The organism is Noviherbaspirillum humi, from assembly GCF_900188095.1.
GTDB lineage: Bacteria > Pseudomonadota > Gammaproteobacteria > Burkholderiales > Burkholderiaceae_D > Noviherbaspirillum > Noviherbaspirillum humi.
On record NZ_FZOT01000002.1, the window covers coordinates 609,551 to 635,628 of the forward strand.

A 26,078-nucleotide genomic window follows, 5' to 3' on the forward strand; every position below is an offset into this window, starting at 1 on the left:
CTGAGGTGGCGCATCGTCCCTCCCGAATGCTGGAACCATCGCCGCGATCGCGCAGTCATCTCCGCACGCGGACGACTCCCGCAGCGCCGGCATCCGATTCGGCAAGGAATCAATTCATGGACCCAGAAGAAATACTTCAGCAGATCACCTCGATCGAGACCGCCGAGGTCGACCCCGGCACGGTGGCGGAAGTCTTCGCCTACACGCTGGCAACCTTGCAGGACCGGATCGACGAAGCCGACGTGCGGCGGCTGATCCTGCTGGCGGCGGCGATGTACCGCAACAGCATCGACCAGGCGGCGGCCGAGCTCCAGCTTCCCGTATCGGCCGCCGATCCCGGCCTGGCCATCGATGCCGCTCCGGGCAAGGGCTTCGTGCAATAAGCCAGCCACGCTAAGCGCAGGCGTGCGCCGCGCGCATGGCGCCGACCGGCCGGATCAGTTGCGCAGTGCCGCCAGCATCTGCGTCAGCGGCCTGGCCTGCTGGTCGATGCGCCGCACCATGCCCATCACTTTCACCGGCAGGCCGTCGGCATCGTCGACGCGGGCGGAGATGGATTCGAACTGCTCGCCCGGCCGCGTCAGGATGTCGAACGTGCCAACCACGCATTCGCCGTTCAGCGAACGCGCGACCATGTCTTCCATGACGGGGATCATGTGCGCGCCCATCATCTGGTAGATCGCGTCGGAACTGGCCGGCAGGTCCTGCGGGATGCCGAGGATGGTGCGCATGGTGCGGTTCCAGATGCGGCGCTCCGTGGCGAGGTCGATCTCCCACACGCCAATGTCGAGCATGTCCAGCGCCCAGCGGTGCCGCCGCTCGCTGTCCATCAGTTCACGCACCAGCCGCGCGCGATGGCGGTCGACCACGGAGTCGGTGCCGTGCTGCGGCAGCACCATCTCGTCCACCGCCTCCTCGCCGAAACGCAGCCATACCCAATTCACCTTCAGGAGGCGGGCCAGTTCGCGCAGGTTGGGCAGCGAGATTTCCGCGCCGTTGAGCCACTTGTGCACGGCCTGCGGCGTGATAGTGAGGCGCTCCGCCAGCGCGGCCGCCGTCATCCCCCGCTGCTCCATCAGTGACGCCAAACGCTGCGCGAACATCTCGTCGCTCATCCCAAGCCCTCCAAATGATTCTTTTTTGAAGGGAGCATGATACGCAAAACCCGACGCATGAAACAGCAGCCGGCATGAAAATCGACAAGGGGTATCGCTGACGGCCGTCGCCTGAGCGACAGGCGCGCCGCGCTCAGTAGGCCGCTGCGCGCGGGGACGCTTCCAGCTGGCGTTCGATTTCGTCGCAAGCCCGGGCAACGCCGTCTTCGCGGCGCGCCCGCGCCGCCAGCGCCTCGGCAGCGTCCCGCATGGCCGTGCCGGAGATGGCGGCACGCAGCGCGCGCACGAGGCTGCGCCGGCCGAAGCGGCCTGGAGGAATGATGCGGGCTGCGCCATGCCTGGCCAGGCGCAGGGCATTGTCGGCCTGATCGTGCGCCTGCGGCATGACGACCTGCGGGATGCCGGCCTGCATGGCCTTGAACATGGTCCCGATGCCGCCGGCATGCACGAGAACCGCCGCGTGCGGCAGCACCTCTTCGAAAGGCACGTAATCGACGCGCATTGCCCCGTCGGGCAACGGGTCCGGCAATGGCGCCGAGGCGGACAGGCCGCTGGTGACCAGCAGGGCCCGCATGCCCGCATCCGCCGACGCACTCAGCGCATGGCGGTAGAAGTCGCCCGGCAAGCCGGGCGCCGAGGAAAGCGTGAAGATGGCCAGCGGCTGGTCCGTCGCCGCCAGGAAGCGGCGCAGCGGCTCCGCCATGGGCTCGCCTCCGCCGGCATAGGTCGCTGTCCCGGTCTGCATCGCCGCGGTCGGCCAGTCCGGCCGGGACCCGCCCAGCAGCGGCGAGAACATCGCCAGCACCCGCCTGGGCGAATGCTGGCCTTCGTACATCGGATGCGGCGCCGGATCCAGTCCCAGCTCCTGCCTGAACTCGATGATGGGCTGCACCCACTGGCGCGTATGCTTTTTCACGTAATGGACGACACGCGCATGGACCTCGGGATAACGCGCGCACAGGTCGGCCAGCAGCGGCACCGGCAGATAGCTGGGCCGGTCATGCAGCGAGAACAGGGTCATGGGCTGGAACACGGCGGAGATCCAGGGAATGCCGGTATCGGCGGCGACCAGCGGCGCGGCCATCGCCATCAGGGACTGGCTAACCAGCAGGTCGGCATCGCGCACCACCGCTAAGAGGTCGGCATGGCTGTCGCGGATCGCAGGCGACAGATATGACCGGTAGACGAACTCCGCCCCGGTCTTCGGATGCATGTAGCGTGCGAAGAATTCCGGCGTGCCAGGCGGGTCGGGACGCATCGGGCGGAATTCGAGGCCGGCCGCTTCCACCCGGGTCCGATGGTCGGTGCTGGTAGCGACGCTGACGCGATGTCCGCGCCGGCGCAGTTCCATCCCGAGCGCGAGGAAGGGATACAGATCGCCGAGCGAGCCTGCAGTGGCAAAGACGACATGGGGCTGCTTCATGGCGGCAAGGGAAAGGAAGAGGCGGCGTGGCCGGTGTGGTTAGCGAATATTGTCCGAACCGGGCGCCCGGGCGCTTTGTGCAAACGCATGAGCCCGCATGCGGGCCGCGGCATCGCCTGCGATGGCATGGCGGCTCCCGTCCCCTGCCTCGCCGGCTCGGATGCCTCCTACTTCCGGCCTGGGAAGCTAGGCAGCTTCCGTCGGCCGGGCTTCGCTGGGGTTGGTGTTCAGGCTTGCGAGGAAGCGGTTGAGCGCCGCCCGGGCGGACTGATCGACATCCTCGAAAGCGAGTCCGGCCCGAAAGCCGTTGTCGACTTGCGGCTGCACGGTGCGCAGCGCCACCTGGAGCGACAGCTGCGTGCCGTCGGACAAGTCGAGATCCAGGACGGCCTGCGAGCCCCAGGATGCCGCCGGCATGCTGGTGGCAAAGCAGGCGCCGCCTTCCGACAAGTTCACTATGTGACCCTCGCGGCGGCCATGGCCCATGTTGTGGCGCAGGATCGCCTGCAGCAACACCGCATGACGTGCATGACGCCGCGGCTTGGCTTGCATCAGGATGTTTGGATAGGTAAGGCACACATACTCGAACGGCTTCTTATGAGCGCATTGCACGCTTGAAACGAAGCGGAAGGCATTGCCATTGACCAGCACGCGGATGCCCCATGTCTGCGACTCCTTGATCTTGACCGGGCAACCGTTCAGGGTAGGAGGCGTGATGAGAAGCGACTGCCCCGGCGCGCAACCGATCAACCGCGCTTCGTGCAGCATGCCTGGCGCCGAGACCGGCTCGAGCGTGACCAAGGCGCCGATCTGCCAATTCAAGCGGGCGGGATCAACCTCGGTCTCCGGGACGAAATTCGTGGGATCCTGATCGAGGGCCGAAGAAAATCTGGATGCCTGAGCATGTTCGGGAGCACGAGCTGAGATTGGGTTCACAAGCATCCTTTGCATTAGATCCGCCGACAATCGCCACCACCAGTAAACGTGCCCGGGAAGCCAGGCGGGGCTAACTCTAGCAATGACTTTTCATCTAGTCAATGCAGCAACAACTGGCTGGCATCGGGAATCGTCGGCGTTCGGCGTTGGGGTCTGGGAAACGTACTGACGCGTTACTTGCGCAACGCAGACTGCAAGCGGCGTACATGTCGGCCATGCCGGCAAAGTGGCTTCAAGAGAGCGCATCTCGTCTTCGTTGACGGTCTTTCCGGTTCGATTGATCGAATGAATGATGAAGGCGTGTCGGAACGGCTGTACGCTTTGCTCCCATGCAGAGCACCAAAGCAAAAAAGCCCAGCCTTGTGGGCTGGGCTTTTCGGAACCTGATGGTGCCGCTGACCGGAATCGAACTGGTGACCTTCGCATTACGAATGCGCTGCTCTACCGACTGAGCTACAGCGGCACTGCTGTGCGTAATCCGCAAAAACCGGATTCGAAAGCAGTTCTGAGGGCGTGATTCTATCAGCTTTGCCGGATTTTTGAACTTGATGCCATGCAAATTCCATTGAAATCCGACAACCCGATTGCCGACGGTTGCCAGTCTTCACGGACCGGCAACTCCCCCGCCATGCTTACTGCTGGTGGTAGCCGGTGACGCGCTCTACTTCGTTCTTCGAGCCGAGGAACACCGCCACCCGCTCATGCAGTTTCTTCGGCTGAATGTCGAGAATGCGCTGGGTGCCGTTGGTGGCGGCTCCGCCGGCCTGTTCGATGAGGAAGGCCATCGGGTTGGCTTCGTACATCAGGCGCAGCTTGCCGGGCTTGTCCGGTTCCCGGGCATCGGCCGGGTACATGAAGATGCCGCCGCGGTTCAGGATGCGATGCACGTCGGCGACCATCGACGCGATCCAGCGCATGTTGAAATCCTTTCCGCGCGGACCCGTCTTGCCGGCCAGCAGTTCATTGACGTAGCGGGTGACCGGCGGGTACCAGTGGCGGGTATTGGAAGCGTTGATGGCGAATTCCCTGGTGTCTTCCGGAATCTTCATGTCGCGCTGGGTCAGCACCCAGGAACCCATCTCCCGGTCCAGGGTGAAGCAGTTGACGCCGTCGCCGGTGGTCAGCACCAGCACCGTCTGCGGGCCGTAGACCGCATAGCCGGCGGCGACCTGGCGCGTGCCCGGCTGCAGGAAGGCTTGCTCGGTCGGCTCGCCCATGCCTTCGGGCGCCTTCAGCACCGAGAAGATGGTGCCGATGGAGACGTTGACGTCGATGTTGCTGGAGCCGTCGAGCGGATCGAACAGCAGCATGTACTCGCCTTTGGGATAACGGTTCGGGATCGGGTGGATGGTCTCCATTTCTTCCGACGCCATGGCGGCGAGGTGGCCGCCCCATTCGTTCGCCTCGAGCAGGATTTCATTGGACAGCACGTCCAGCTTCTTCTGCACTTCGCCCTGCACGTTCTCGCTGCCGGCGCTGCCGAGCACCTCGCCCAGCGCGCCCTTGCCGACCGCATGGCTGATGCTCTTGCAGGCGCGCGCCACGACTTCGATCAGCAGGCGCAGTTCCGCCGGTATGCTGTTGTGCAGGCGCTGTTCCTCGACCAGATACTGGGTCAGGCTGACACGTTTCATGTTCTCTTCCCTTGTGATGTGATGATTTGCATTTGATTGTTATCGGCGCCCGGCTCACTCCGCCAGCGACTTGGTGATCACTTCATGCACGTCCTTGGACAGCGGGCCGGAGCGCGCCACCTGGCGCAACGCGTCCTGCATCATGGCGCGCAGCGGCGGCGTGAACTTGCGCCAGCGGTCCAGGCTGCGCGCCAGGCGCGCCGCCACCTGCGGATTGATGCGGTTGAGCGCGATCACCGACTCGGCCCAGAAGCCGTAGCCGCTGCCGTCGGTGGCATGGAACTGCGGCGGGTTGCCGTTGCAGAAGCTGAAGATCAGGCTGCGCGCCCGGTTCGGATTCTTCAGGGTGAAGGCCGGATGACTCATCAGCGCCCGGACGGCGGCGACGTCGGTATTGCGCGCCATCGCCTGCAGGGTGAACCACTTGTCCACCACCAGCGCCTCGTCCTTGAATTCGTCGTAGAAGCCGGCCAGGGCGTCCTCGCGGCCCGGCGCGCCGCCGTTGGCAAGGGCGGCCAGCGCCGCCATGCGATCGGTCATGTTGTTGGCGTTGTCGTACTGGGACTGCGCCAGCAGATGGGACTCGGTATCGTCCAGCTCGGCCAGATAGCCCAGCGCCAGATTCTTCAATCCGCGGCGGCCGGCGGCAGAAGCATCTGGGCTGTAGGGGCCGGCGTCACGGTTGCCTTCATAGGCCACCCGCCAGTCCAGGCGCAGCTGCTGCGCCAGCAGGCGGCGCAGCGCGCGCCGCACCGCGTGAATGGCTTGCGGATTCACCACCGCCATCTGCTCGGCGATGATGGTTTCCGACGGCAGGGTCAGCGCCAGTTCGCGGAAGGCGGGATCGAGCGCCTCGTCGTTCAGGGTGGCGCGGAAGCTGTCCACCAGCATCGGCTCATCCAGATTCTGCAACGCCGCCGGATCGGCTTCCACCTGTTCGGTAAGCGCCAGCATGCGCCGCATGGCGAGGCGCTGGCCCGCTTCCCAGCGGTTGAAGGCATCGCTGTCATGGGCCATGAGGAAGGCGAGTTCCTCGTCCGCATAGTCGATGTCCAGGATCACCGGCGCTGAAAAGTCGCGCAGCACCGAGGGCACCGGCCGTTCCGGCACATGGGTGAAGACGAAGGTCTGCTTGTCCCGAGTCAGTTCCAGCACCAGGGTGGTCGGCGCGTCCGGACCGGCGCCGCTGGCGGCCAGGCGCAGCGGGATGTCGCGGCCGGCGGCATCGAGCAGGCCGACCGCCACCGGAATGTGGAAGGGCTGCTTGCTTTCCTCGCCCGGGGTCGGCGGGCAGCTTTGCGACAGCGTCATCTCGTACTGCTTGCCGATCGCGTCGTAGCGGGTCTCGACCTTCACCCGCGGCGTGCCGGCCTGGCTGTACCAAAGCTCGAACTGGGTCAGGTCGCGGCCGTTGGCGTCGGCCATGGCGGCGCGGAAGTCGTCGCAGGTGACGGCCTGGCCGTCGTGGCGCTGGAAGTACAGGTCCATGCCCTTGCGGAAGCCGTCCTTGCCGAGCAGGGTCTGGTACATGCGCACCACTTCCGAACCCTTCTCGTAGATGGTGACGGTATAGAAGTTGTTGATCTCGACGTAGGAGTCGGGCCGCACCGGATGCGCCATCGGGCCGGCGTCTTCCGGGAACTGGGCCTGGCGCAGCACCCGCACGTCCTCGATGCGCTTGACCGCGCGGCCGGTGTCGGTGCCGATCATGTCCGCCGAGAACTCCTGGTCGCGGAACACCGTCAGCCCTTCCTTGAGCGACAGCTGGAACCAGTCGCGGCAGGTGACGCGGTTGCCGGTCCAGTTGTGGAAATATTCGTGGCCGACCACCGACTCGATGTTGGCGAAGTCGGCATCGGTGGCGATGCGCGGGTTGGCCAATACATACTTCGTGTTGAAGATGTTGAGGCCCTTGTTCTCCATCGCGCCCATGTTGAAGTCGCCCACCGCGACGATCATGAAGCGGTCCAGGTCGAGTTCCAGGCCGAAGCGCTCCTCGTCCCAGCGGATGCTGTTCTTCAGCGACTCCATCGCATGCTGGGTCTTGTCGAGGTTGCCCTCTTCCACCCACACCTGCAGCAGCACCTCGCGCCCGGACTGCAGGCGGTAGGTCTCTTCATGGCATACCAGATTGCCGGCCACCAGCGCGAACAGGTAGGACGGCTTCTTGAACGGGTCTTCCCAGGTGGCGTAGTGGCGGCCGTCGCCGAGGTCGCCCTGGTCGATCAGGTTGCCGTTGGACAGCAGCACCGGATATCTTTCCTTGTCGGCGCGCAGCATCACGGTATAGCGCGCCATCACGTCGGGGCGATCCGGGAAGTAAGTGATCTTGCGGAAGCCCTCGGCCTCGCACTGGGTGAAGAAATTGCCGTTGGACACGTAGAGGCCCATCAGCGAGGTGTTCTGGTCCGGCTTGATCACCGTCTCGATTTCCAGCACCACGTTCTGCGGCGGATTGAAGATCTCCAGCGTGCCCTGGCCGAGCGCGTAGGCACGAGGGCCGAGCGCCTTGCCGTTCACGCGCAGCTGCGCCAACTGCAGGCCTTCGCCATGGAGCAGCAGGTTGCGGGCGCGGCTGTCCGGATTGCGGCGCATGGTCATGCGGGTAGCCACGCGGGTTTCGGCGGGATCGAGGTCGAATCCCATTTCAACGGTGTCGACCCAGTAGGCGGGCGGCGTGTAATCCTTGCGATAAATCGTCTGGGGAGTATCGGTGCGCATAGGGAAGTGTCGGACGGTTGGATTTGACGCAAAATGGCATTCTACAACCAACCATCGAGGAGGCTTTCCCCATGAGGGCATCGTTTGCGCTTTTCGTGATGGCCGCCAGTTTCCTGCTTGCATCCTGCACCCAGGAGCAGCAGAACAAGATCAGCCGCTCGGTCCAGAACTGGACCGGCACCAACGGCGTGCTCGAAATCTACTCGGGCGACAAGCTGGTGCGCCGCTTCATCCACATCGACAAAATGACCACCGCCAGCGCCACCGAAGGCGGCAGCGCCCGGCCCTACCGGTTCGGCTACGGCATACTCGACGAGAACCTGAACATGGTCACGGACCCGGGCGAGAAGAAGGTGTATTTCGAGGTCAGCGACTACGGCACCAACTATGTATTCTTCGAAAGCCCGCGTTGAGTCGCGCCTGCACGCAGCCTTTCGGTTACAAACAATTACGGATTTTTTGCGCTCCCTCATTATTCTAAATTTCAACTTCTGATCGCTGGAGAAAACCTATGAAACGGGCCTGGATCATCCTGTCCCTGATGGTACTGAGCCTGATGGCGGGCTGTGCTTCTCAGGTGGTGCGCACCAATGTCACCGCCTTCCATGAATTGCCGGCCGACTTCCGCAACAAGACCTATGTGTTCGAGCGCACTGCCGAGCAGAACAACAATCTGGAGTACCGCAATTACGAGAACCAGGTGCGGAGCGAACTGAGCCGCCTCGGCTTCGCCGAAGCGCAGGAGGGCCGCGCGCCCGATGTAAAAGTCACGCTGAACTACGCCGTCACGGTGCGCGACCTGCGGGTGATCGAACCGGTGGTGGTCGGCAGCGCCTGGCCCGGCCCCTTCTATCCGCACCCCTACTGGCGCGGCTACTACGGCCCCTTCTACGATCCCTTCTGGTACAGCCCGCCGATCGTGGAGCAGCGCGATACCACCTACCAGATCTACAACCGCCAGCTGAAGATCGTCATGGCCGACATCAGGACCGGCAAGCGGCTGTACGAAAACACCGTGGTCAGCGAAGGCACCAATCCCTCGCTGGCGGCGGTCATGCCCTACATGATCCGCAGCGCCTTCGCCGACTTCCCGGGACCGAACAGCGTGCCGCGCCAGGTGGAACTGAAGATGCAGTCCTGATAAGGGATCGCAAAAAAGAAGAGCCGGCAATGCCGGCTCTCTTTACTTTTACGCTGGGCGAGCATTCAAGAGTACATCCGCTCCGTCAGCAGGGTAATGATGCCGATCAGCACCACCGCTGCCACCAGCACGATCAGCAAGCGCCCGAACTTCGGCGCGCCATCCGTGCCGGCGGGCTGTTCCTCCGGATGGTTCATCGGATTGCGCTCCTGCTCGTCCATGGCTGGCTCAGGGAATCAGGATGGTGGAGCCGGTGGTCTTGCGCGACTCCAGGTCGCGGTGGGCCTGGGCCACATCCTTGAGCGCATAGCGCTGGTTGATGCCGATCTTGATCTTGTGGCTCAGGACCATGCTGAACAGGTCGTTGGCCATGACGTCCAGGTCTTCGCGCTTGGCAATGTAGTTGAACAGCGAAGGCCGGGTGATGAACAGCGAGCCGCGCGAGGCCAGCTCGTTCACGCTGAACGGCGGCACCGGGCCGGAGGCGTTGCCGAAGCTGACCATCATGCCGAGCGGCGCCAGGCAGTCGAGGGAGCCGATGAAGGTGTCCTTGCCGATCGAGTCGTACACCACTGGCACGCCCTTGCCGCCGGTGATCTCCTTGACGCGCTCGACGAAGTTTTCGGTGTTGTAGTTGATGACGTGGGCGCAGCCATGCGCCTTGGCCAGTTCCGCCTTTTCGTCGGAGCCGACGGTGCCGATCATGGTGACGCCGATGGCGCGCGCCCATTGCGAGGCGATCAGGCCGACGCCGCCGGCGGCCGCATGGAACAGGATGGTCTCGCCGCCGCGCAGCGGGAAGGTGCGGCGGAACAGGTACTGCACCGTGAGGCCCTGAAGCATCATCGCCGCGCCGGTCTCGAAATCGATGCCTTCCGGCAGCTTGACCACGTAGGCGGCATTCATCACCCGCGCCTCGGCATAGGCGCCCGGCGGCCGGCTGGCGTAGGCCACGCGGTCGCCGGTCTTGAGATGGCTCACGCCCTGGCCAACCGCTTCGACGATGCCGGCGCCTTCCATCCCGAGGCCGGCGGGCAGCGGCTGCGGATAGAGGCCGGTGCGGAAATAGACGTCGATGTAGTTCAGGCCGCAGGCCTTGTGGCGCACCCGGATTTCTCCCGGTCCCGGTTCGCCTACCTCGACATCGACATACTCGAGCACTTCGGGGCCGCCGTTGGCGGCAATGCGGATCGCCTTGGTCATGGTTGCTCTCTTTCTCCGTTCTAGTTATGGCTGATTATGCGAATGGTGGGAATGATGGCCGGGATGATGCGGCACCAGTTGGGATAATAGCAATCTTGCGGTCGCGATGTTGGTGGCGCAGGGCACGTCATGCACGTCGCAGGCGCGCACCAGGGCATTGATGTCCGGTTCATGCGGCTGCGGCGTCATCGGATCGCGCAGGAAGATGACGCAGTCGATGCGGCCGTCGGCCAGCTCGGCGCCGATCTGCAGGTCGCCGCCCATCGGGCCGGACAGCTTGCGCTCCACCGTCAGGCCGACTTCCTGGGCCAGGCGCTTGCCGGTGGTGCCGGTGGCGACCAGCACGCATTGGCGCAGCACGTCGGCGTACTCGGACGCCAGGTCCACCATCTCGTCTTTCTTGTGGTCATGGGCAATCAGGGCGATGCGCTTCTTCACGGCGAATCTCCATCGAAGTCTCAATGAAAACCTGTCGAGGACGGCGGCCGGGAAAGGTTCCGGGCCGCCGCCTGCGGCATCGCAGTTCCGGGGATCAGAAGGTGCCCGGATAGTTGCCGCCATCCAGCAGCACGTTCTGGCCGGTCATGTAGCCGGCCTGCATGCTGCACAGGAAGGCGCAGACGGCGCCGAACTCTTCCGGCGTGCCGAAGCGCTGCGCCGGAATCTGCTTGCGGCGCGCCTCGAACACTTCGTCCACCGGCTTGCCGACGGACTTGGCGGCGGCGCCGATGGTGACTTGCAGGCGGTCGGTGGCGAACTGCCCCGGCAGCAGGTTGTTGATGGTGACGTTGTGCGGCACCGTCTTGCGCGCCAGGCCGGCGATGAAGCCGGTGAGGCCGGAGCGGGCGCCGTTGGACAGCGCCAGCACGTCCAGCGGCGCCTTGACCGCGCTGGAGGTGATGTTGACGATGCGGCCGAAGCGGCGCGCGATCATGCCGTCCACCGTGGCCTTGATCAGCTCGATCGGGGTCAGCATGTTGGCGTCGATCGCCTTGATCCAGTCGTCGCGGCTGAAGGTGCGGAAGTCGCCCGTCGGCGGGCCGCCGGCGTTGGTCACCAGGATGTCCGGCTGCGGGCAGGCCTGCAGCACCTGCTGGCGCCCTTCCGGCGTGGTGACGTCGCAGGCTACCGTCGTCACTTTCACGCCGGTGGCACGGCGGATTTCCTCCGCCGTCTTTTCCAGCGCCTCGGCGCCACGCGCCACCAGCGTCACGTCCACGCCCTCGGCCGCCAGCGCCTCGGCGCAGCCGCGTCCCAGTCCCTTGCTGGCGCCGCACACCAGCGCCGTCTTGCCACGAATGCCGAAATCCATCTGTGTTTCCTCCTAGGTTTTTTTCTTCGACAACAAATAAATGCCGCACAGCACCAGCACGGTGCCGGCGATCTGATACACCGTGATCGGTTCGCCGAGGATGGCGGCGCCCATGAACAGGGTGGAAACCGGACCGATCATGCCGGCCTGCGAGGTGGTCGGCGCGCCGATGCGGTCCACCGCGACCATGGTCAGGAACACCGGCAGCACGGTGCAGAACACCGCGTTCACCAGCGACAGCTGGTACACCGCCGCCGGCTGTATCAAGACTTCCGGCGCGCGCAGCAGAAAGAACTGGGCGACGCAGGCGATGCTGGAGACGCACATTGCATACGCCACCAGACGCATCGCGCCGACCCGGCGCACCAGCTCTCCCGACAGCAGCAGGTAGATCGCATAGCTGATGGCGCTGCCGAGCACGAAGGCGCTGCCCAGCGCCACGTCGGGCCCGCCGGTCCGCACGTCGTGCAGGAACACCAGCACCGTGCCGGAGTAGGCGGTGGCCAGCGCCAGCCACTCGACCCGGGAAATCCTTTTCTTCAGATAGAACACCGAGCTGATCAGCACGAAGGAAGGCGTCAGGAACAGGATCAGCCGCTCCAGGCCGGCGCTGATGTACTGCAGGCCGATGAAATCGAGGAAGCTGGAGAGGTAGTAGCCGAGCAGGCCGAGGAACACGATGCGCAGCCGGTCCGCAGTCGCCAGCGGCGCGTCGCGGCGGGCGCGCCACCCGGCCACGAGGGCGAAGAAAGGCAGGGAGAACAGCATGCGCAGCGCGATCAGGGTGACCGCATCGACCTGGTAGCGGTAGATCAGCTTGGCGACGATGGCCTTGGCCGAGAACAGGATGGCGCCGCTGATGGCGATGAAGAGGCCGGCAAGAAACGCCTGCCGCGCGGCAGGCTGCATGGTGCTGGTGGTCATAGCCGGCGATTGTACGCCGCGCCGGCATTTCTTACCTGCAGGGAGCCGCGGCGGGCACGGGAAGCGGCGCGCTTACTTTCGCTTCATCAGGGAGCCGAGCACGCCGCGTATGACTTCCCTGCCGACCTGGGAGCCGATGCTGCGCGCCGCCGACTTCACCATGGCTTCCACCACCGTGTCCTTGCGCCGTGCCACGCCGGAGCCGCCGAACAGGCCGCCCATCATGTCGCGCACGGAGTCGCCGATCGACGAACCCGGCGCCGGTTCCTGCGGCGCCGGTTCGGGCTCTGGCTGGCGCTGCGGCCGTCGGGCCTGCGGTGTCGCACGCGGCGCGGGTTCCCGGGCCGCCTGGTCCACCGGATAGGGCTGCGCCTGCGGCGTCGATGCGCCGCTGTTGCCCCAGCCATCGCTGTTCGGCGCGGACGGTGCCGACGGAGCATGCGCTGCCGTGCCGGGCGCGGATGGCGGCGCAGCGCGGCCGGGATAAGGCTTCTTCGCCGCCGGCGCCTGCTGCTGCGCCGGCTGCCGTTCCACCCGGCCCTTCAGCTTTTCGTAGGCCGACATGCGGTCGATCGCCTGCTCGTAGACGCCGGCGACGATGGAAGTCTCCATCAGCTGCCGGCGCTCCTCGTCGCTGATCGGGCCGATCTGCGAGACGGGAGGCAGCACGAAGCCGCGCTCCACCATGGTCGGCCGGCCCTTCTCGTCGAGGAAGGAAACCAGCGCCTCGCCGACGCCGAGCTCGGTGATCACCTGCGCGGTGTCGAGCTTGGGGTTGGGGCGGAAGGTTTCCGCCGCCGCCTGCACCGCCTTCTTGTCGCGCGGGGTGTAGGCGCGCAGCGCGTGCTGCACCCGGTTGCCGAGCTGGCCCAGCACCGTGTCGGGAATGTCGATCGGATTCTGGGTGACGAAGTAGACGCCCACGCCCTTGGAGCGGATCAGCCGCACCACCTGCTCGATCTTCTGCACCAGCGCCCTGGGGGCCTCGTCGAACAGCAGGTGCGCCTCGTCGAAGAAGAACACCAGCTTGGGCTTGTCGAGGTCGCCCACTTCCGGCAGCTGCTCGAACAGCTCGGCCAGCATCCACAGCAGGAAGACGGCGTACAGGCGCGGCGAATTCATCAGCCTGTCGGCGGCGAGGATGTTGACCAGGCCATGGCCATGCTGGTCGGTCTGCATGAAATCCTCGATGTTGAGCATGGGCTCGCCGAAGAAGCGGTCGCCGCCCTGCTCCTCGATGGCGATCAGGCCGCGCTGGATGGCGCCGATGCTGGCGGACGAGATGTTGCCGTATTCGGTCTGCAGCTCGCCGGCGTTTTCGCCCACGTGCTGCAGCATGGCGCGCAGGTCCTTCAGGTCGAGCAGCAGCAGGCCATGGTCGTCCGCCACCTTGAACACCAGCTGCAGCACGCCCTGCTGAATCTCGTTCAGGTTGAGCATGCGCGCCAGCAATTGCGGCCCGAGATCGGAGATGGTGGCGCGCACCGGATGCCCTTTTTCGCCGAATACGTCCCAGAAGGTGACCGGGCAGCCGCTCCAGGCCGGCTCGTCGAAACCGAGCTGGTCCAGCCTCTCCTTGATCCGCGGCGTGGCGCTGCCCGGCTTGGCGAGGCCCGACAGATCGCCCTTGATGTCCGCCATGAACACCGGCACGCCGATGCCGGACAGGGCTTGGGCCATGGTCTGCAGCGTAACCGTCTTGCCGGTGCCGGTGGCGCCGGTGATGCAGCCGTGGCGGTTGGCGAGCGCCGGCAGCAGGAACAGGTCGGTGTCTTGGTTTTTTGCTATCAGGAGAGGTTCGGGCATGGCGCGTGGCAATGGATGGGCGGGTTTCAGGGGAGGTCGCTGTGTTAAAATTGTAGATTGATTTTCAGTCTTACAACATGATTTTTGACGGCCTGCAAGGGCCGAAATTCATTTCAGACTGGCTTCATCAAACACATTGTCGAACATCAATCCGGGAAGAGTTCTCCATGGCTGGACATAGCAAGTGGGCCAACATCAAGCACAAGAAAGCGGCGACCGACGCCAAGCGCGGCAAGATCTGGACGCGCCTGATCAAGGAAATCACGGTGGCGGCCCGCCTCGGCGGCGGTGAACTGGCCAGCAACCCGCGCCTGCGCCTGGCGGTGGAAAAGGCGGCCGACGCCAACATGCCCAAGGACAACGTCAACCGCGCCATCCAGCGCGGCACCGGCGGCCTGGAAGGAGCCAACTACGAGGAAATCCGCTATGAAGGCTACGGCATCAACGGCGCCGCCATCATCGTCGACTGCCTGACCGACAACCGGGTCCGCACCGTGGCCGAAGTGCGCCATGCCTTCTCCAAGTTCGGCGGCAACATGGGCACCGAAGGCTCGGTCGCCTTCCTGTTCAAGCATTGCGGCCAGTTCCTCTTTGCGCCCGGCACCGACGAGAACGCCCTGATGGAAGCCGCGCTCGAAGCCGGCGCCGAAGATGTGGTGACCGACGAGGAAGGCGGCATCGAAGTGTTGTGCGCGCCGCCGGATTTCTCCGCCGTCAAGGAGGCGCTGGAAAAGGCCGGCTTCAAGGCGGAAGTGGCCGAAATCACCATGAAACCGTCCACCGAGACCGAGTTCACCGGCGAGGATGCGCAGCGCATGCAGAAATTGCTGGACGCGCTGGAAAACCTCGACGACGTTCAAGAGGTCTACACCAACGCCGTCATCTCGGAATAAGCCCAAGCAACCTCTCGCGGCGCGGACGGATCCGTCCGCGCCCTCATCATCAGTCACTCGTCTCATGAAAATTCTGGTAGTCGGCTCCGGCGGCCGCGAACACGCCCTGGCCTGGAAACTGGCCCAATCCGAACGGATTCAGATGGTCTACGTCGCGCCCGGCAATGGCGGCACCGCGCTCGACCCGCGTCTGGAGAACCTCGCCATCACCGATCCGGCCGAGCTGGCGGAATTCGCCAAGCGCGAGCACATCGCGCTGACCGTGGTCGGCCCGGAAGTGCCGCTGGCGGCGGGCATCGTCAACATCTTCCGCGAGCAGGGCCTGAAGATCTTCGGCCCGACGAAGGAAGCGGCGCAGCTGGAAAGCTCCAAGGACTTCGCCAAGGCCTTCATGAAGCGCCACGCGATTCCCACCGCCGAATACCAGACCTTCTCCGACCTGCAGGCGGCGCACCAGTACATCGACCGGATGGGCGCGCCGATCGTCATCAAGGCCGATGGCCTCGCCGCCGGCAAGGGCGTGGTGGTGGCCATGTCGCTGGAGGAAGCGCATGCGGCAGTCGACATGATGCTGTCGGATAACAAGCTCGGCGACGCCGGCGCCCGCGTCGTGATCGAGGAGTTCCTCGCCGGCGAGGAAGCCAGCTTCATCGTCATGGTCGACGGCCGGAACGTGCTGGCGCTGGCCACCAGCCAGGACCACAAGCGCCTGCTCGACAACGACCAGGGTCCGAACACCGGCGGCATGGGCGCCTATTCCCCGGCGCCGATCATCACGCCGGCGCTGCATGCGCGGGTGATGCGCGAAATCATCAATCCCACGGTGCAGGGCATGGCCAAGGACGGCATTCCCTTCTCCGGCTTTCTCTACGCCGGCCTGATGATCGACGCCCAGGGCAATCCGCGCACCCTGGAATTCAACTGCCGCATGGGCGATCCGGAAACCCAGCCCATCATGGCCCGCCTCAAGACCGACCTCGTCACCGTCATGGAGCATGCGGTCAACGGCACCCTGGACCAGGTCGCGCTGGAGTGGGACCGCCGCACCGCGCTCGGCGTGGTGATGGCCGCCGCCGGCTATCCGGATGCGCCGCGCAAGGGCGACACCGTCACCGGCATCCCGGAAGAGACCGCCGACTGCGTCACCTTCCATGCCGGCACCGTGCTCGATGGCGGCAAGCTGCAGACCTCGGGCGGCCGCGTGCTGTGCGTGGTCGGCCTCGGCGACAACGTGCGCATGGCGCAGAAGCATGCTTACGACGCGGTGGAACGCATCCGCTTCGACGGCATGCAGTTCCGCCGCGACATCGGCTGGCGCGCGCTCAAGCGCCCGCACTGAACCAGGCCGCGCATGCAAAACGCCACCGTCTCCGCCAGCGACGTCAAGCAGTACCTGCTCGATCTGCAGGCACGCATCATCGCCAGCCTGGAGCGCATCGACGGCAAGTCCTTCATCACCGACCAGTGGGAGCGCCCCGCCGGCGCCGGCCCGATTGCCGGCGGCGGCATTTCGCGCATCCTGGAGGATGGCAATGTGCTGGAGCGTGGCGGCGTGGGCTTTTCCCATGTCAGCGGCTCGCGCCTGCCCCCCTCGGCGGCGGCCAACCGGCCGGAGATCGCCGGCCGCCACTGGGAAGCGATGGGCGTGTCGCTGGTGCTCCATCCGCGCAATCCCTATGCGCCGACGGTGCACATGAACGTGCGCTTCTTCATCGCCACCGAGGAAGGCCAGGAGCCGGTGTGGTGGTTCGGCGGCGGCATGGACCTGACGCCCTATTACGGCTTCGACGAGGACGCCCGTCATTTCCACCAGACCTGCCGCGACGCGCTGGCGCCCTTCGGCGAAGGCTTGCATGCCCGCTTCAAGACCTGGTGCGACGAGTACTTCTTCCTCAAGCACCGCCAGGAACCGCGCGGCGTGGGCGGCATCTTCTTCGACGATTTCCACGAACTCGGGCTGGAGCAAAGCTTCGCCATGATGCGCAGCGTGGGCGATCGTTTCCTCGATGCCTACCTGCCCATCCTGGAGCGGCGCCGGGACCTGCCCTACGGCGAGCGCGAGCGCGACTTCCAGGCTTACCGGCGCGGACGCTACGTGGAATTCAACCTGGTGCTGGATCGCGGCACGCTGTTCGGCCTGCAATCCGGCGGCCGCACCGAATCCATCCTGATGTCGATGCCGCCGCTGGTGAAATGGCGCTACAGCTGGACGCCGGAGCCGGGCAGCGAGGAGGCCAGGCTGTATTCCGACTTCCTGATCCGCAAGGACTGGGTGTGACGACGTGAGCCGACCCTGCATCGCGGTGCTTGGCGGCAGCTTCGACCCGGTGCACAACGGTCACGTGGCGCTGGGCGGCTATTTCGCCAGGCTGCTCTTTCCCGACACGCTGCGTCTCATCCCGGCCGGCAACCCCTGGCAGAAGCAGCCGCTGGAGGCGAGCGCCGAAGACCGCATCGCCATGCTGAAGCTGGCCTTCCGCGGCCTGCCGGTGCCGGTGGTGATCGACGAGCAGGAGATCCGGCGCCAGGGCGCGACCTACACCATCGCCACGCTCAAGTCGCTGCGCGCCGAGCTGGGGACGGATGCCGCCATCGCTTTCCTGATTGGCGCCGACCAACTGCAGCGGCTGGACACGTGGGTCGAGTGGGAAAGCCTGTTCGACCTGGCCCATATCTGCGCCGCCGCGCGGCCCGGCTTTTCGGTCGACGAGGCGCACCTGCCGCAAGCGGTGCGGCGGGAATTCGCGCGCCGCGCCGGCACGCCGCAGCAGCTGCGCGACACGCCGCACGGGCTCACCTATCTCGCGGGCAATCTCGACATCGACATCGCCGCCACCGACATCCGCGCCGCGCTCCGGCGCGGCGAAGCGCCCGCCGCGCTCATTCCGGGGGCGGTGCTAGACTATATAAAATCACATCACCTATACCAGGACTAATGGACATCAAAAAACTGCAAGCCCTCGTCATCGACTCCCTCGAGGACGTCAAGGCGCAAGACATCCGCGTCTTCGACACGGTCCACCTGACCAGCATGTTCGACCGCCTCGCCATCGCTTCCGGCACCTCGAACCGCCAGACCAAGGCGCTGGCCGCCTCGGTGCGCGACAAGGTGAAGGAAAACGGCGGCACCGTCGTCAGCATCGAGGGTGCGGAGACCGGCGAATGGGTGCTGGTCGACCTCGGCGACATGGTCGTGCACATCATGCAGCCGGCCATCCGCGACTACTACCGCCTGGAAGAGATATGGGGCGAGAAGGAAGTGAAGGTCGGCGCCGCCAAGCGCGTCGGCGCGAAGAAAACCGCGGTCGACGGCGAAGCGCCGCCCGCGCGCAAGGTCTCGCGCCACAATGCCGCCGTCCAGACCACGCTCGACGATGACGAGGACGCGCCGAAGAAGCCGGCGCGCAAGACTGCGACCAAGTCCGCCGCCACGAAGACCGCCGCCAAGACGCCGCGGGCCCCTGTCGGCAAGACGGTTCGGGTCAGCGCCGCCAAGAGCGCCGCTCCGAAGAAGACCGCCGCCAAGCGCGCACCCGCGAGGAAGAAGGCTGCCGAATAATTCGGCCTGGCGGGCAACCTCATGCAGTTGATCATTGCCGCGGTGGGCCACAGGATGCCCGCCTGGATCGAGTCCGGCTTCGCCGAATATGCCAAGCGCATGCCGCCGGACTGCCGCATCCTGCTCAAGGAAATCAAGCCGGTGGAGCGTTCCGGCGGGCGCACGGCGGAGAGCGTGATGGCGGCCGAGCGCGGCAAGATCGAGGCGGCGATCCCGAAGGGTTCGCGCATCGTCGCCCTCGACGAGCGCGGCCGCGACCTCACCACCATGCAGCTTTCGCAACTGCTCGGCCAGTGGCGCCAGGATGGCCGGGATGTTACATTCCTCATCGGCGGGGCGGACGGACTCGACGCCGGACTGAAGGCCTCGGCCGACATGCTGGTTCGCGTCTCCAGCCTGACTCTGCCGCACGGCATGGTGCGCGTGCTGCTGGCCGAACAGCTGTACCGCGCCTGGTCGATTACCCAGAACCACCCTTATCACCGGGTGTAACCATCTTACGTTGCTGAGCTGCCTTACCCGGCCATGAAACCCCCTGATCATAAAATCTATCTGGCTTCCAAGAGCCCGCGCCGGCGCGAGCTGCTGCGCCAGATCGGCGTCGAATTCGAACTGCTGCTGCTGCGCGACCAGGGCCCGCGCGGTCCGGAAGTGAGCGAAGACGTCCATCCGAACGAGCCGCCGCACGAATACGTGGCCCGCGTCACCCGCGAGAAGGCCGAAGCCGCGTCCAAGGCCATGGTCTGGCGCCGCCTGCCGATGCGCACGGTGCTCACCGCCGACACCACCGTGGTCATCGACGGCCGCATCCTCGGCAAGCCGGCCGATCCGCCTGAAGCGGTGGCGATGATGCGCGCCCTCTCCGGCCGCACCCACCAGGTGCTGACCAGCGTCGTCGTCAGCCGCGACGAGCAGGTCTGGCAGACGACCCAGCGCTCGGACGTGACCTTCGCCACGCTCAGCGATGCGGCGATCCAGGCCTACTGCGCCACGCCGGAGCCCTACGACAAGGCCGGCGGCTACGGCATCCAGGGCATGGCCGCGGTCTTCATCGCCAACATCGGCGGCAGCCACTCGGGCATCATGGGCCTGCCGCTGCACGAAACGGCGCAACTGCTGATGCAGGCCGGCATCCCGATCCTATGAGCGAAGACATACTCATCAACATCACCCCGCAGGAAACCCGGGTCGCGCTCGTGCTCCAGGGTGCGGTGCAGGAGCTCCACATCGAGCGCACCCAGTCGCGCGGCCTGGCCGGCAACATCTATCTTGGCAAGGTGGTGCGGGTGCTGCCCGGGATGCAGTCGGCCTTCATCGACATCGGCCTGGAGCGGGCCGCCTTCCTGCACGTGGCCGACATCTGGGAGGCGCGTTCGCAGGAAGCCGCCAACGGCAGCCATGCGCCGATCGAGAAGCTGCTGTACGACGGCCAGTCGCTGATCGTGCAGGTGATCAAGGATCCCATCGGCACCAAGGGCGCGCGCCTGTCGACCCAGGTCTCGATCGCCGGCCGCATGCTGGTCTACCTGCCGCAGGATTCCCACATCGGGATCTCGCAGCGCATCGAGAACGAAGCTGAGCGCGAGCAGCTGCGCAGCAGGGTGCAGCGCCTGCTGCCTGCCGAAGAAAAAGGCGGCTACATCATCCGCACCATGGCCGAGGATGCAAGCGAGGCCGACCTGCAGATGGACATCGACTACCTGCGCAAGACCTGGTCTGCCATCAGCCAGCAGATGCGCACCCGCCCGGCGCCCAGCCTGCTGTACCAGGACCTGAGTTTGGCGCAGCGGGTGCTGCGCGACTTCGTCAACGAAGATACCGCCACCATCCAGGTGGACTCGCGCGAAAACTTCCAGAAGCTGCAGCAGTTCGGCAAGGTGTACACGCCATCGGTGCTGACCAAGCTCGCGCACTACACCGGCGAGCGTCCGCTGTTCGACCTGTACGGCGTGGAAGAGGAAATCGAGCGCGCCCTCGGCCGCCGGGTCGACCTGAAGTCGGGCGGCTACCTGATCGTGGACCAGACCGAGGCCATGACCACCATCGACGTCAACACCGGCAGCTACGTCAATGGCCGCAACTTCGACGACACCATCTTCAAGACCAATCTCGAAGCGGCACATGCGATCGCGCGCCAGCTCAGACTGCGCAATCTCGGCGGCATCATCATCCTCGACTTCATCGACATGGACAATGCCGAGCACCGCAGCGCGGTGCTGGCGGAGCTGAACAAGGCGCTGGCGCGCGACCGCACCAAGGTGTCGGTGTCGAACTTTTCGGCGCTCGGCCTGGTGGAAATGACGCGCAAGCGGACCCGGGAGTCGCTGGCCCACATCCTGTGCGAGACCTGCCCTGCCTGCAAGGGCAAGGGCCAGGTGAAGACGGCGCGCACCGTCTGCTACGAAATCCTGCGCGAACTGCTGCGCGAAGCCAAGCAGTTCAATCCGCGCGAGTTCCGCATCCTTGCCTCGCAGGTGGTGGTCGACATGTTCCTCGAGGAAGAGTCGCAGCATCTCGCCATGCTCGGCGACTTCATCGGCAAGCCGATTTCGCTGCAGGTGGAGACGGTGTACCACCAGGAGCAGTACGACATCATCCTGATGTGACGCCATGACGCCGACGCGCCTGCTGCCTGCCTGTCTCATCCTTCTCCTCGCCTTTCCGGCATCGGCCGCCACCCTGACGGCCGCCGTGGCCGCCAACCTGCAACCGGCTTTCGGCGAAATCCAGGCTGCCTTCCGCCAAGCCAGCGGTCACGAGATCAAGCCGGTGTTCAACTCCTCCGGCCGCTTCGTCGCCCAGATAAAGAACGGCGCCCCGTTCGACCTCTTCCTCTCGGCCGACATGATGTACCCGGAAAGCCTGCACAAGGAGGGCCTGACCGACGGCCCGCCGCAGGTGTATGCCTACGGCGCGGTGGTGCTCTGGACCATGAAGGACATCGATCTCGGCCAGTGGCAGAAAGCCCTCGCCTCGCCGGCGGTGAGCCGCATCGCCGTCGCCAGCGCAAGCAGCGCGCCCTATGGCCGGGAGGCGCTGCGGGCGCTGCAAACCCTCGGGCTGGAAGCGGCGCTGAAGCCGAAACTGGTGTTCGGCGAGAGCGTCGCCCAGACCAGCCAGTACATCCACTCCGGCGTGGTGGATGCCGGCTTCACTGCCAAATCGGTGGTGCTGTCGCCGGAGATGAAAGGCCAGGGCAAGTGGGTCGATCTGCCCGCAGGTTCCTACCAGCCGATCGCGCAGGGCACGGTGTTGCTGAAGGCGGCAACGCCGGCCAGCCGGGAGGCGGCGCGGCAGTTCAAGGATTTCCTGGCCGCGCCGCCGGCGCGCGCCATCCTGCAGCGCTACGGCTACCAGCTGCCATGAACCGGCTGCCGGGCGAAATCGTCAAGGTCGACGCCGCCGGCAGCGTGGCGCTGGTGGAGGTGGCAGTGGGCCGCCACCATTTCACCGCCACCCTGGTCGGTTCCGGCGAGGAAGCCGCCGCCTGGCCGCCGGGCATGGGCGTGACCCTGCTGTTCAAGGGCAGCGAAATGTCGCTCGCCAAGAACCTTTCCGGCATGATCAGCCTGCGCAACCGCCTGCCCGGGACCATACGCAGCATCGAGCGCGGCAGCCTGCTGGCGCGGGTGATGCTCGACTTCGAGGGCCATGCGCTGGAATCCATCATCACCGCCCGTTCCTGCGACGCGATGCAGTTGGCGGTCGGCGACCAGGTGGAGGGACTGGTCAAGGCGAACGAGATGAGCCTGCTGCCGGGAGAGGCCGCATGAGCCACGACTGGCAGCCGCTGCTGCTGACCTTCCGCCTGGCGGCGATGACGACCGCTTTCCTGCTGCTGCTCGGCGTGCCGCTGGCGTGGCAGCTGGCGCGCATGAACAGCCGATTCAAGGCGGTGCTCGAAACCCTGGTCAGCATGCCGCTGGTGCTGCCGCCCTCGGTGCTCGGCTTCTACCTGCTGCTCGCCTTCAGCCCCCAGCATGCCTTCGGCCAGTGGCTGGACCGCTGGCTGCACCTGAAGCTGGTGTTCAGCTTCGAGGGCCTGGTGCTCGGCTCCATCCTGTTCAGCCTGCCCTTCATGGTGCAGCCGGTGCAGGCCGGTTTCCAGGCGCTGCCGGCCTCGCTGCTGGAAGCATCGCGCACCCTGGGCAAGTCGGACCTGGCGACGCTGTTCCGGGTCATGCTGCCCAACATCAAGCCGGCGCTGCTGACCGGCACGGTGCTCAGCTTCGCCCATACCGTCGGCGAGTTCGGCGTGGTGCTGATGATAGGCGGGAACATCCCGGGCGTGACCAGGGTGGCCTCCATCGCCATCTACGACGAGGTGGAAGGCTTGAACTACGCCGCCGCCCACTTCCATGCGGCGGTGCTGTTCACGCTCAGCTTCGTCATCCTGCTGGCAGTGCACCTCGCCAACCGCGGCTGGCGCCGGGCCGGCGCATGACGCTCCCCGTTGAAATCGATCTGCGCAAGGCGCTGCGCGGACCGGCCGGCGACATGCGGCTGCATGTCCGCGCCACGCTGGCCGGCGGCAGCTTCGCCTCCCTGTTCGGCCCTTCCGGCGCCGGCAAGACCACCCTGTTGCGCATGCTGGCCGGCCTGACGCAGCCGGACGCCGGCCGCCTGGTGATCGGGGGCGAGACCTGGTTCGATGGCGAAAAGGGCATCGACCTGCCGCCGCAGCGGCGCGCCATCGGCTACGTGTTCCAGGACCATGCGCTGTTTCCCAACCTGACGGTGCGGGAAAACATTGCCTACGGGGCGGACAGGCGGGATGCCGGCTGGGTGGACGAGCTGACGGAAATGATCGGGCTGGCCGAGTTGCGGCAGCGCCGCCCGGACACGCTGTCCGGCGGCCAAAGGCAGCGCGTGGCATTGGCGCGCGCGCTGGCGCGCAAGCCCGCGCTGCTGCTTCTGGACGAGCCGCTGTCGGCGCTCGACGCCGGCCTGCGCAGCCGCCTGCAGGATGATCTCGCCCGCCTGCATGCGCAGCTCGGTCTTACTACCCTGATGGTGACCCACGACCTCGGCGAAGTGTTCAAGCTGTCGTCCGAGGTGCTGTGCCTGGAGGATGGGCGCATCGCCCGCAGCGGCGCCCCGGACGCGGTCTTTCTGCGCCGCCGCGGCGCCGGCGAGCTGACGCTGCAGGGCCAGGTGCTGGCGGTGCGGCGGGAGGAAGTGGTGTTCGTGGTGGCACTGCTCATCGGCCAGGACATCATCGAGGTGCTGGCCTCGGAAGATGAAGTTGCCGACCTGGCGCCGGGCGATGCGGTGTTCGTCGGCGCGCGCACCTTCAGTCCGATGCTGCGGAAGCGGCGTTGACGATGCGGCCAGGAAAGGCCTGCCCCCGGCGCATTCCAGATTATCGCCATGACATCGATGCAGCAGACTCGCCGTCGAACTGCCGCGCCATCCAGACCGCGAAGGCATTCGCCCCGGCACATTCGATTACAATAGGGCCCGCCGATTGCCCGGACTCGCCGACGAGGGCGTCCCCTGTTCAGGGGGTTTCGTGGGCAAAAAGACAATCATGATGATGGCGGCTGCTGCCGTCGTTTTCCGGTTTCGCAGCCCCGTCCTCGTTCAGCCAAGCAGCCTGGCAAGCCATCCGGCGTTCCCCAGTTTCGTTACAAGCCACTCATATGATTCTTCCCTCTAGCGTCAAGCGACTCGCACTGCTGCATCGTCCGTACAAAGGTCGCCTTGCGCTGGCTTTCCTGGCAATGATCATCACCGCCGCCACCGAGCCGGTGGTGCCCTACCTGCTTAAACTGCTCCTGGACAAGGGATTCACCGGCAAGCCGACCTTTTCCCTCTGGCTGGTGCCGCTGACGGTGATCGGCATCTTCGCCATACGCGGCATGTCCACCTTCACCAGCAGCTACATGATGACCTGGGTCTCCACGCGCCTGCTGAACGAGCTCAGGCGCCAGATGTTCGCCCGCCTGCTCGACGTGCCGCTGGGCTTCTATCATGACAACACCATCGGCAAGGTCATCAATTCAATGATGTTCGAGGTGCAGCAGATCATCGAAATGATCACCAAGGTGTTCACCTCGATCGTGCGCTCCGCGCTGACGGTGGTCGGATTGCTGGTGTGGCTGCTGTATCTGAATGCCGCCCTGACGGTGGTGACGCTGATCCTGCTGCCGCTGCTGGCGCTGGTGGTGCGCACCACCGGCAAGCGCCTGAAGATGCTGAACGAGGAATCGCTGCGGGTGAATGCGGAGTTGACGCAGGTGATCGAGGAAGTGACGCGGGCGCCGCAGGTGATCAAGATATTCGGCGGCGAGGCCTATGAGAAAGCCCGCTTCCAGGAGCGCTCCGACAATCTGCGCCGCTACACCATGCGCCAGACCAGCACCTTCTCGGCGACAGTGCCGATCACGCAATTGATGACCGCCTGCGCCCTGGCGATCGTGGTCGTGCTGGCCCTCGTCCAATCACACAATGGCGATGTCACCGTCGGCGGCTTCGTCTCCTTCGTGACCGCCATGCTGATGCTGCTCACGCCGCTCAAGCAGCTCGCCGAAGTCAACGGACCGCTGCAGCGCGGCCTGGCGGCGGCCGAAGCGGTATTCGGCCTGATCGACAAGCCGACCGAAAGGAGCGAGGGCAAGACGCTGCCGGGCAGAAGCTCGGGCCGGCTCGAATTCGCCGATGTCGGCTTCGTCTATCCCGAAACGACGCGGCCGGCGCTGCGCAACATCGATCTGCACATCGCGCCCGGCGAGACGGTCGCTTTCGTCGGCATGTCGGGCAGCGGCAAGTCCACGCTGGTCAATCTGGTGCCCGGTTTCTATGCCGTCTCCAGCGGACAGATCCTGCTCGACGGCACGCCTATCGACGACATTGCCCTCAAAAGCCTGCGCGCCCAGATCGCCATGGTGAGTCAGCATGTGGTGCTGTTCGATGACACGATCGCCAACAACATCGCCTATGGCGACGCCGAACCCGACCAGGGGCGGATCGCCGCCGCTGCCAAGGCGGCGCATCTGACGGACATGCTTGCCGCCCTCTCCGATGGCCTACAGACCCGCATCGGGCACAACGGTTCGCGCCTTTCCGGCGGCCAGCGCCAGCGCCTGGCGATCGCCCGCGCGATATACAAGGATGCGCCGATCCTGATCCTGGACGAAGCCACTTCCGCCCTGGATACCGAATCCGAACGGGCGGTGCAGGCGGCGCTGGACGAGCTGATGCAGGGGCGCACGACGCTCGTCATCGCCCACCGGCTCTCTACCATCGAGCGCGCCGACCGCATCGTGGTGCTTGCCGACGGCCGCATCGTCGAGATGGGAAGCCATGCGGAACTGCTGGCGCGAGAAGGCGTTTACGCCAACCTGCATCGCCTCCAATTCCATCAGCAAGCCACGGTCGCTGTACCGCTGGCGCAATGAACTGCCTCAAC

27 protein-coding genes and 1 tRNA gene are annotated in these 26,078 nt (G+C 65.6%); 16 read left to right on the plus strand and 12 right to left on the minus strand.

The features are described 5' to 3' along the window. Positions 1-116 precede the first annotated feature (116 nt). Complete coding sequence (locus CHB88_RS06185; RefSeq protein ID WP_089398396.1) at positions 117-383, plus strand: hypothetical protein; 267 nt, start codon at positions 117-119, stop codon at positions 381-383. Between the two features lie 54 nt (positions 384-437). Here the strand turns inward: CHB88_RS06185 and CHB88_RS06190 are convergent, their stop codons facing one another. The 6 genes from CHB88_RS06190 to pepN all read right to left on the minus strand — a co-directional run bounded on the left by CHB88_RS06190 (position 438) and on the right by pepN (position 7,829). Further along, complete coding sequence (locus CHB88_RS06190; RefSeq protein WP_176442335.1) at positions 438-1,115, minus strand: helix-turn-helix domain-containing protein; 678 nt, start codon at positions 1,113-1,115, stop codon at positions 438-440. A gap of 133 nt (positions 1,116-1,248) precedes the next feature. Next, on the minus strand, positions 1,249-2,538 hold the full coding sequence (locus tag CHB88_RS06195; protein ID WP_089398397.1) for a glycosyltransferase: 1,290 nt from the start codon (positions 2,536-2,538) through the stop codon (positions 1,249-1,251). Between the two features lie 186 nt (positions 2,539-2,724). Continuing rightward, the gene (locus CHB88_RS06200; protein ID WP_176442336.1) at positions 2,725-3,360 is read right to left on the minus strand and encodes a flagellar brake domain-containing protein; all 636 of its coding nucleotides are present in this window, start codon (positions 3,358-3,360) and stop codon (positions 2,725-2,727) included. A gap of 501 nt (positions 3,361-3,861) precedes the next feature. Beyond that, positions 3,862-3,937, minus strand: a tRNA-Thr gene (locus tag CHB88_RS06205). Positions 3,938-4,106: 169 nt separating this feature from the next. Then, the gene (locus CHB88_RS06210) at positions 4,107-5,108 is read right to left on the minus strand and encodes a class 1 fructose-bisphosphatase (protein WP_089398399.1); all 1,002 of its coding nucleotides are present in this window, start codon (positions 5,106-5,108) and stop codon (positions 4,107-4,109) included. Between the two features lie 54 nt (positions 5,109-5,162). Further along, on the minus strand, positions 5,163-7,829 hold the full coding sequence (gene pepN / locus CHB88_RS06215; RefSeq protein WP_089398400.1) for an aminopeptidase N: 2,667 nt from the start codon (positions 7,827-7,829) through the stop codon (positions 5,163-5,165). A 71-nt stretch (positions 7,830-7,900) separates the two neighbouring features. On the opposite strand from pepN, the gene CHB88_RS06220 reads away from it, so the two are divergent. Next, on the plus strand, positions 7,901-8,242 hold the full coding sequence (locus CHB88_RS06220; RefSeq protein WP_089398401.1) for a hypothetical protein: 342 nt from the start codon (positions 7,901-7,903) through the stop codon (positions 8,240-8,242). 98 nt (positions 8,243-8,340) lie between these two features. Beyond that, positions 8,341-8,970: a DUF4136 domain-containing protein gene (locus CHB88_RS06225; protein WP_089398402.1), complete on the plus strand. Its 630-nt coding sequence runs from the start codon at positions 8,341-8,343 to the stop codon at positions 8,968-8,970. A 65-nt stretch (positions 8,971-9,035) separates the two neighbouring features. Here the strand turns inward: CHB88_RS06225 and CHB88_RS25080 are convergent, their stop codons facing one another. The 6 genes from CHB88_RS25080 to CHB88_RS06250 all read right to left on the minus strand — a co-directional run bounded on the left by CHB88_RS25080 (position 9,036) and on the right by CHB88_RS06250 (position 14,215). Further along, positions 9,036-9,191 (minus strand): hypothetical protein, encoded by a 156-nt coding sequence (locus CHB88_RS25080; RefSeq protein WP_176442337.1) that lies wholly within the window; start codon positions 9,189-9,191, stop codon positions 9,036-9,038. A 7-nt stretch (positions 9,192-9,198) separates the two neighbouring features. Next, complete coding sequence (locus CHB88_RS06230) at positions 9,199-10,173, minus strand: quinone oxidoreductase family protein (protein ID WP_089398403.1); 975 nt, start codon at positions 10,171-10,173, stop codon at positions 9,199-9,201. Between the two features lie 24 nt (positions 10,174-10,197). After that, entirely contained in the window at positions 10,198-10,611 is a 414-nt protein-coding gene (locus tag CHB88_RS06235; protein ID WP_089398404.1) for a methylglyoxal synthase, read from the minus strand. Positions 10,612-10,705: 94 nt separating this feature from the next. Next, entirely contained in the window at positions 10,706-11,485 is a 780-nt protein-coding gene (locus CHB88_RS06240; RefSeq protein WP_089398405.1) for an SDR family oxidoreductase, read from the minus strand. Positions 11,486-11,497: 12 nt separating this feature from the next. Beyond that, the gene (locus CHB88_RS06245; RefSeq protein ID WP_089398406.1) at positions 11,498-12,409 is read right to left on the minus strand and encodes a DMT family transporter; all 912 of its coding nucleotides are present in this window, start codon (positions 12,407-12,409) and stop codon (positions 11,498-11,500) included. Between the two features lie 72 nt (positions 12,410-12,481). Further along, positions 12,482-14,215 (minus strand): helicase HerA-like domain-containing protein, encoded by a 1,734-nt coding sequence (locus CHB88_RS06250; RefSeq protein ID WP_089398407.1) that lies wholly within the window; start codon positions 14,213-14,215, stop codon positions 12,482-12,484. A gap of 167 nt (positions 14,216-14,382) precedes the next feature. Here CHB88_RS06250 and CHB88_RS06255 point away from each other — a divergent pair, with 167 nt between their 5' ends. From CHB88_RS06255 to msbA, 13 genes are all read left to right on the plus strand, one after another. After that, on the plus strand, positions 14,383-15,108 hold the full coding sequence (locus CHB88_RS06255; protein WP_089398408.1) for a YebC/PmpR family DNA-binding transcriptional regulator: 726 nt from the start codon (positions 14,383-14,385) through the stop codon (positions 15,106-15,108). Between the two features lie 64 nt (positions 15,109-15,172). Further along, a complete protein-coding gene (gene purD, locus CHB88_RS06260) occupies positions 15,173-16,447 on the plus strand; it encodes a phosphoribosylamine--glycine ligase (RefSeq protein WP_089398409.1) in 1,275 nt (424 codons plus the stop codon). Positions 16,448-16,459: 12 nt separating this feature from the next. Further along, complete coding sequence (gene hemF / locus CHB88_RS06265; RefSeq protein ID WP_089398410.1) at positions 16,460-17,386, plus strand: oxygen-dependent coproporphyrinogen oxidase; 927 nt, start codon at positions 16,460-16,462, stop codon at positions 17,384-17,386. 4 nt (positions 17,387-17,390) lie between these two features. Next, positions 17,391-18,044 (plus strand): nicotinate-nucleotide adenylyltransferase, encoded by a 654-nt coding sequence (locus CHB88_RS06270; protein ID WP_089398411.1) that lies wholly within the window; start codon positions 17,391-17,393, stop codon positions 18,042-18,044. Continuing rightward, a complete protein-coding gene (rsfS, locus tag CHB88_RS06275; protein WP_089398412.1) occupies positions 18,044-18,667 on the plus strand; it encodes a ribosome silencing factor in 624 nt (207 codons plus the stop codon). Before CHB88_RS06270 ends, rsfS begins: the two co-directional genes overlap by 1 nt. A gap of 21 nt (positions 18,668-18,688) precedes the next feature. Continuing rightward, on the plus strand, positions 18,689-19,159 hold the full coding sequence (gene rlmH / locus CHB88_RS06280; protein ID WP_089398413.1) for a 23S rRNA (pseudouridine(1915)-N(3))-methyltransferase RlmH: 471 nt from the start codon (positions 18,689-18,691) through the stop codon (positions 19,157-19,159). Between the two features lie 33 nt (positions 19,160-19,192). Next, positions 19,193-19,813, plus strand: coding sequence for a Maf family protein (locus CHB88_RS06285; RefSeq protein WP_089398414.1), 621 nt, complete (start codon positions 19,193-19,195; stop codon positions 19,811-19,813). Then, positions 19,810-21,273, plus strand: a complete 1,464-nt coding sequence (rng, locus tag CHB88_RS06290) for a ribonuclease G (RefSeq protein WP_089398415.1) — start codon at positions 19,810-19,812, stop codon at positions 21,271-21,273. The genes CHB88_RS06285 and rng overlap by 4 nt, the downstream gene beginning before the upstream one ends. 4 nt (positions 21,274-21,277) lie before the next feature. Further along, positions 21,278-22,033 (plus strand): molybdate ABC transporter substrate-binding protein, encoded by a 756-nt coding sequence (gene modA, locus CHB88_RS06295; RefSeq protein WP_089398416.1) that lies wholly within the window; start codon positions 21,278-21,280, stop codon positions 22,031-22,033. Further along, positions 22,030-22,440: a TOBE domain-containing protein gene (locus CHB88_RS06300; RefSeq protein WP_089398417.1), complete on the plus strand. Its 411-nt coding sequence runs from the start codon at positions 22,030-22,032 to the stop codon at positions 22,438-22,440. The genes modA and CHB88_RS06300 overlap by 4 nt, the downstream gene beginning before the upstream one ends. Beyond that, the gene (gene modB, locus CHB88_RS06305; RefSeq protein WP_089398418.1) at positions 22,437-23,111 is read left to right on the plus strand and encodes a molybdate ABC transporter permease subunit; all 675 of its coding nucleotides are present in this window, start codon (positions 22,437-22,439) and stop codon (positions 23,109-23,111) included. The genes CHB88_RS06300 and modB overlap by 4 nt, the downstream gene beginning before the upstream one ends. Continuing rightward, positions 23,108-23,989 (plus strand): ABC transporter ATP-binding protein, encoded by an 882-nt coding sequence (locus CHB88_RS06310; RefSeq protein ID WP_089398419.1) that lies wholly within the window; start codon positions 23,108-23,110, stop codon positions 23,987-23,989. The genes modB and CHB88_RS06310 overlap by 4 nt, the downstream gene beginning before the upstream one ends. A 320-nt stretch (positions 23,990-24,309) precedes the next feature. After that, entirely contained in the window at positions 24,310-26,067 is a 1,758-nt protein-coding gene (msbA, locus tag CHB88_RS06315; protein WP_176442338.1) for a lipid A export permease/ATP-binding protein MsbA, read from the plus strand. Positions 26,068-26,078: the final 11 nt, after the last annotated feature.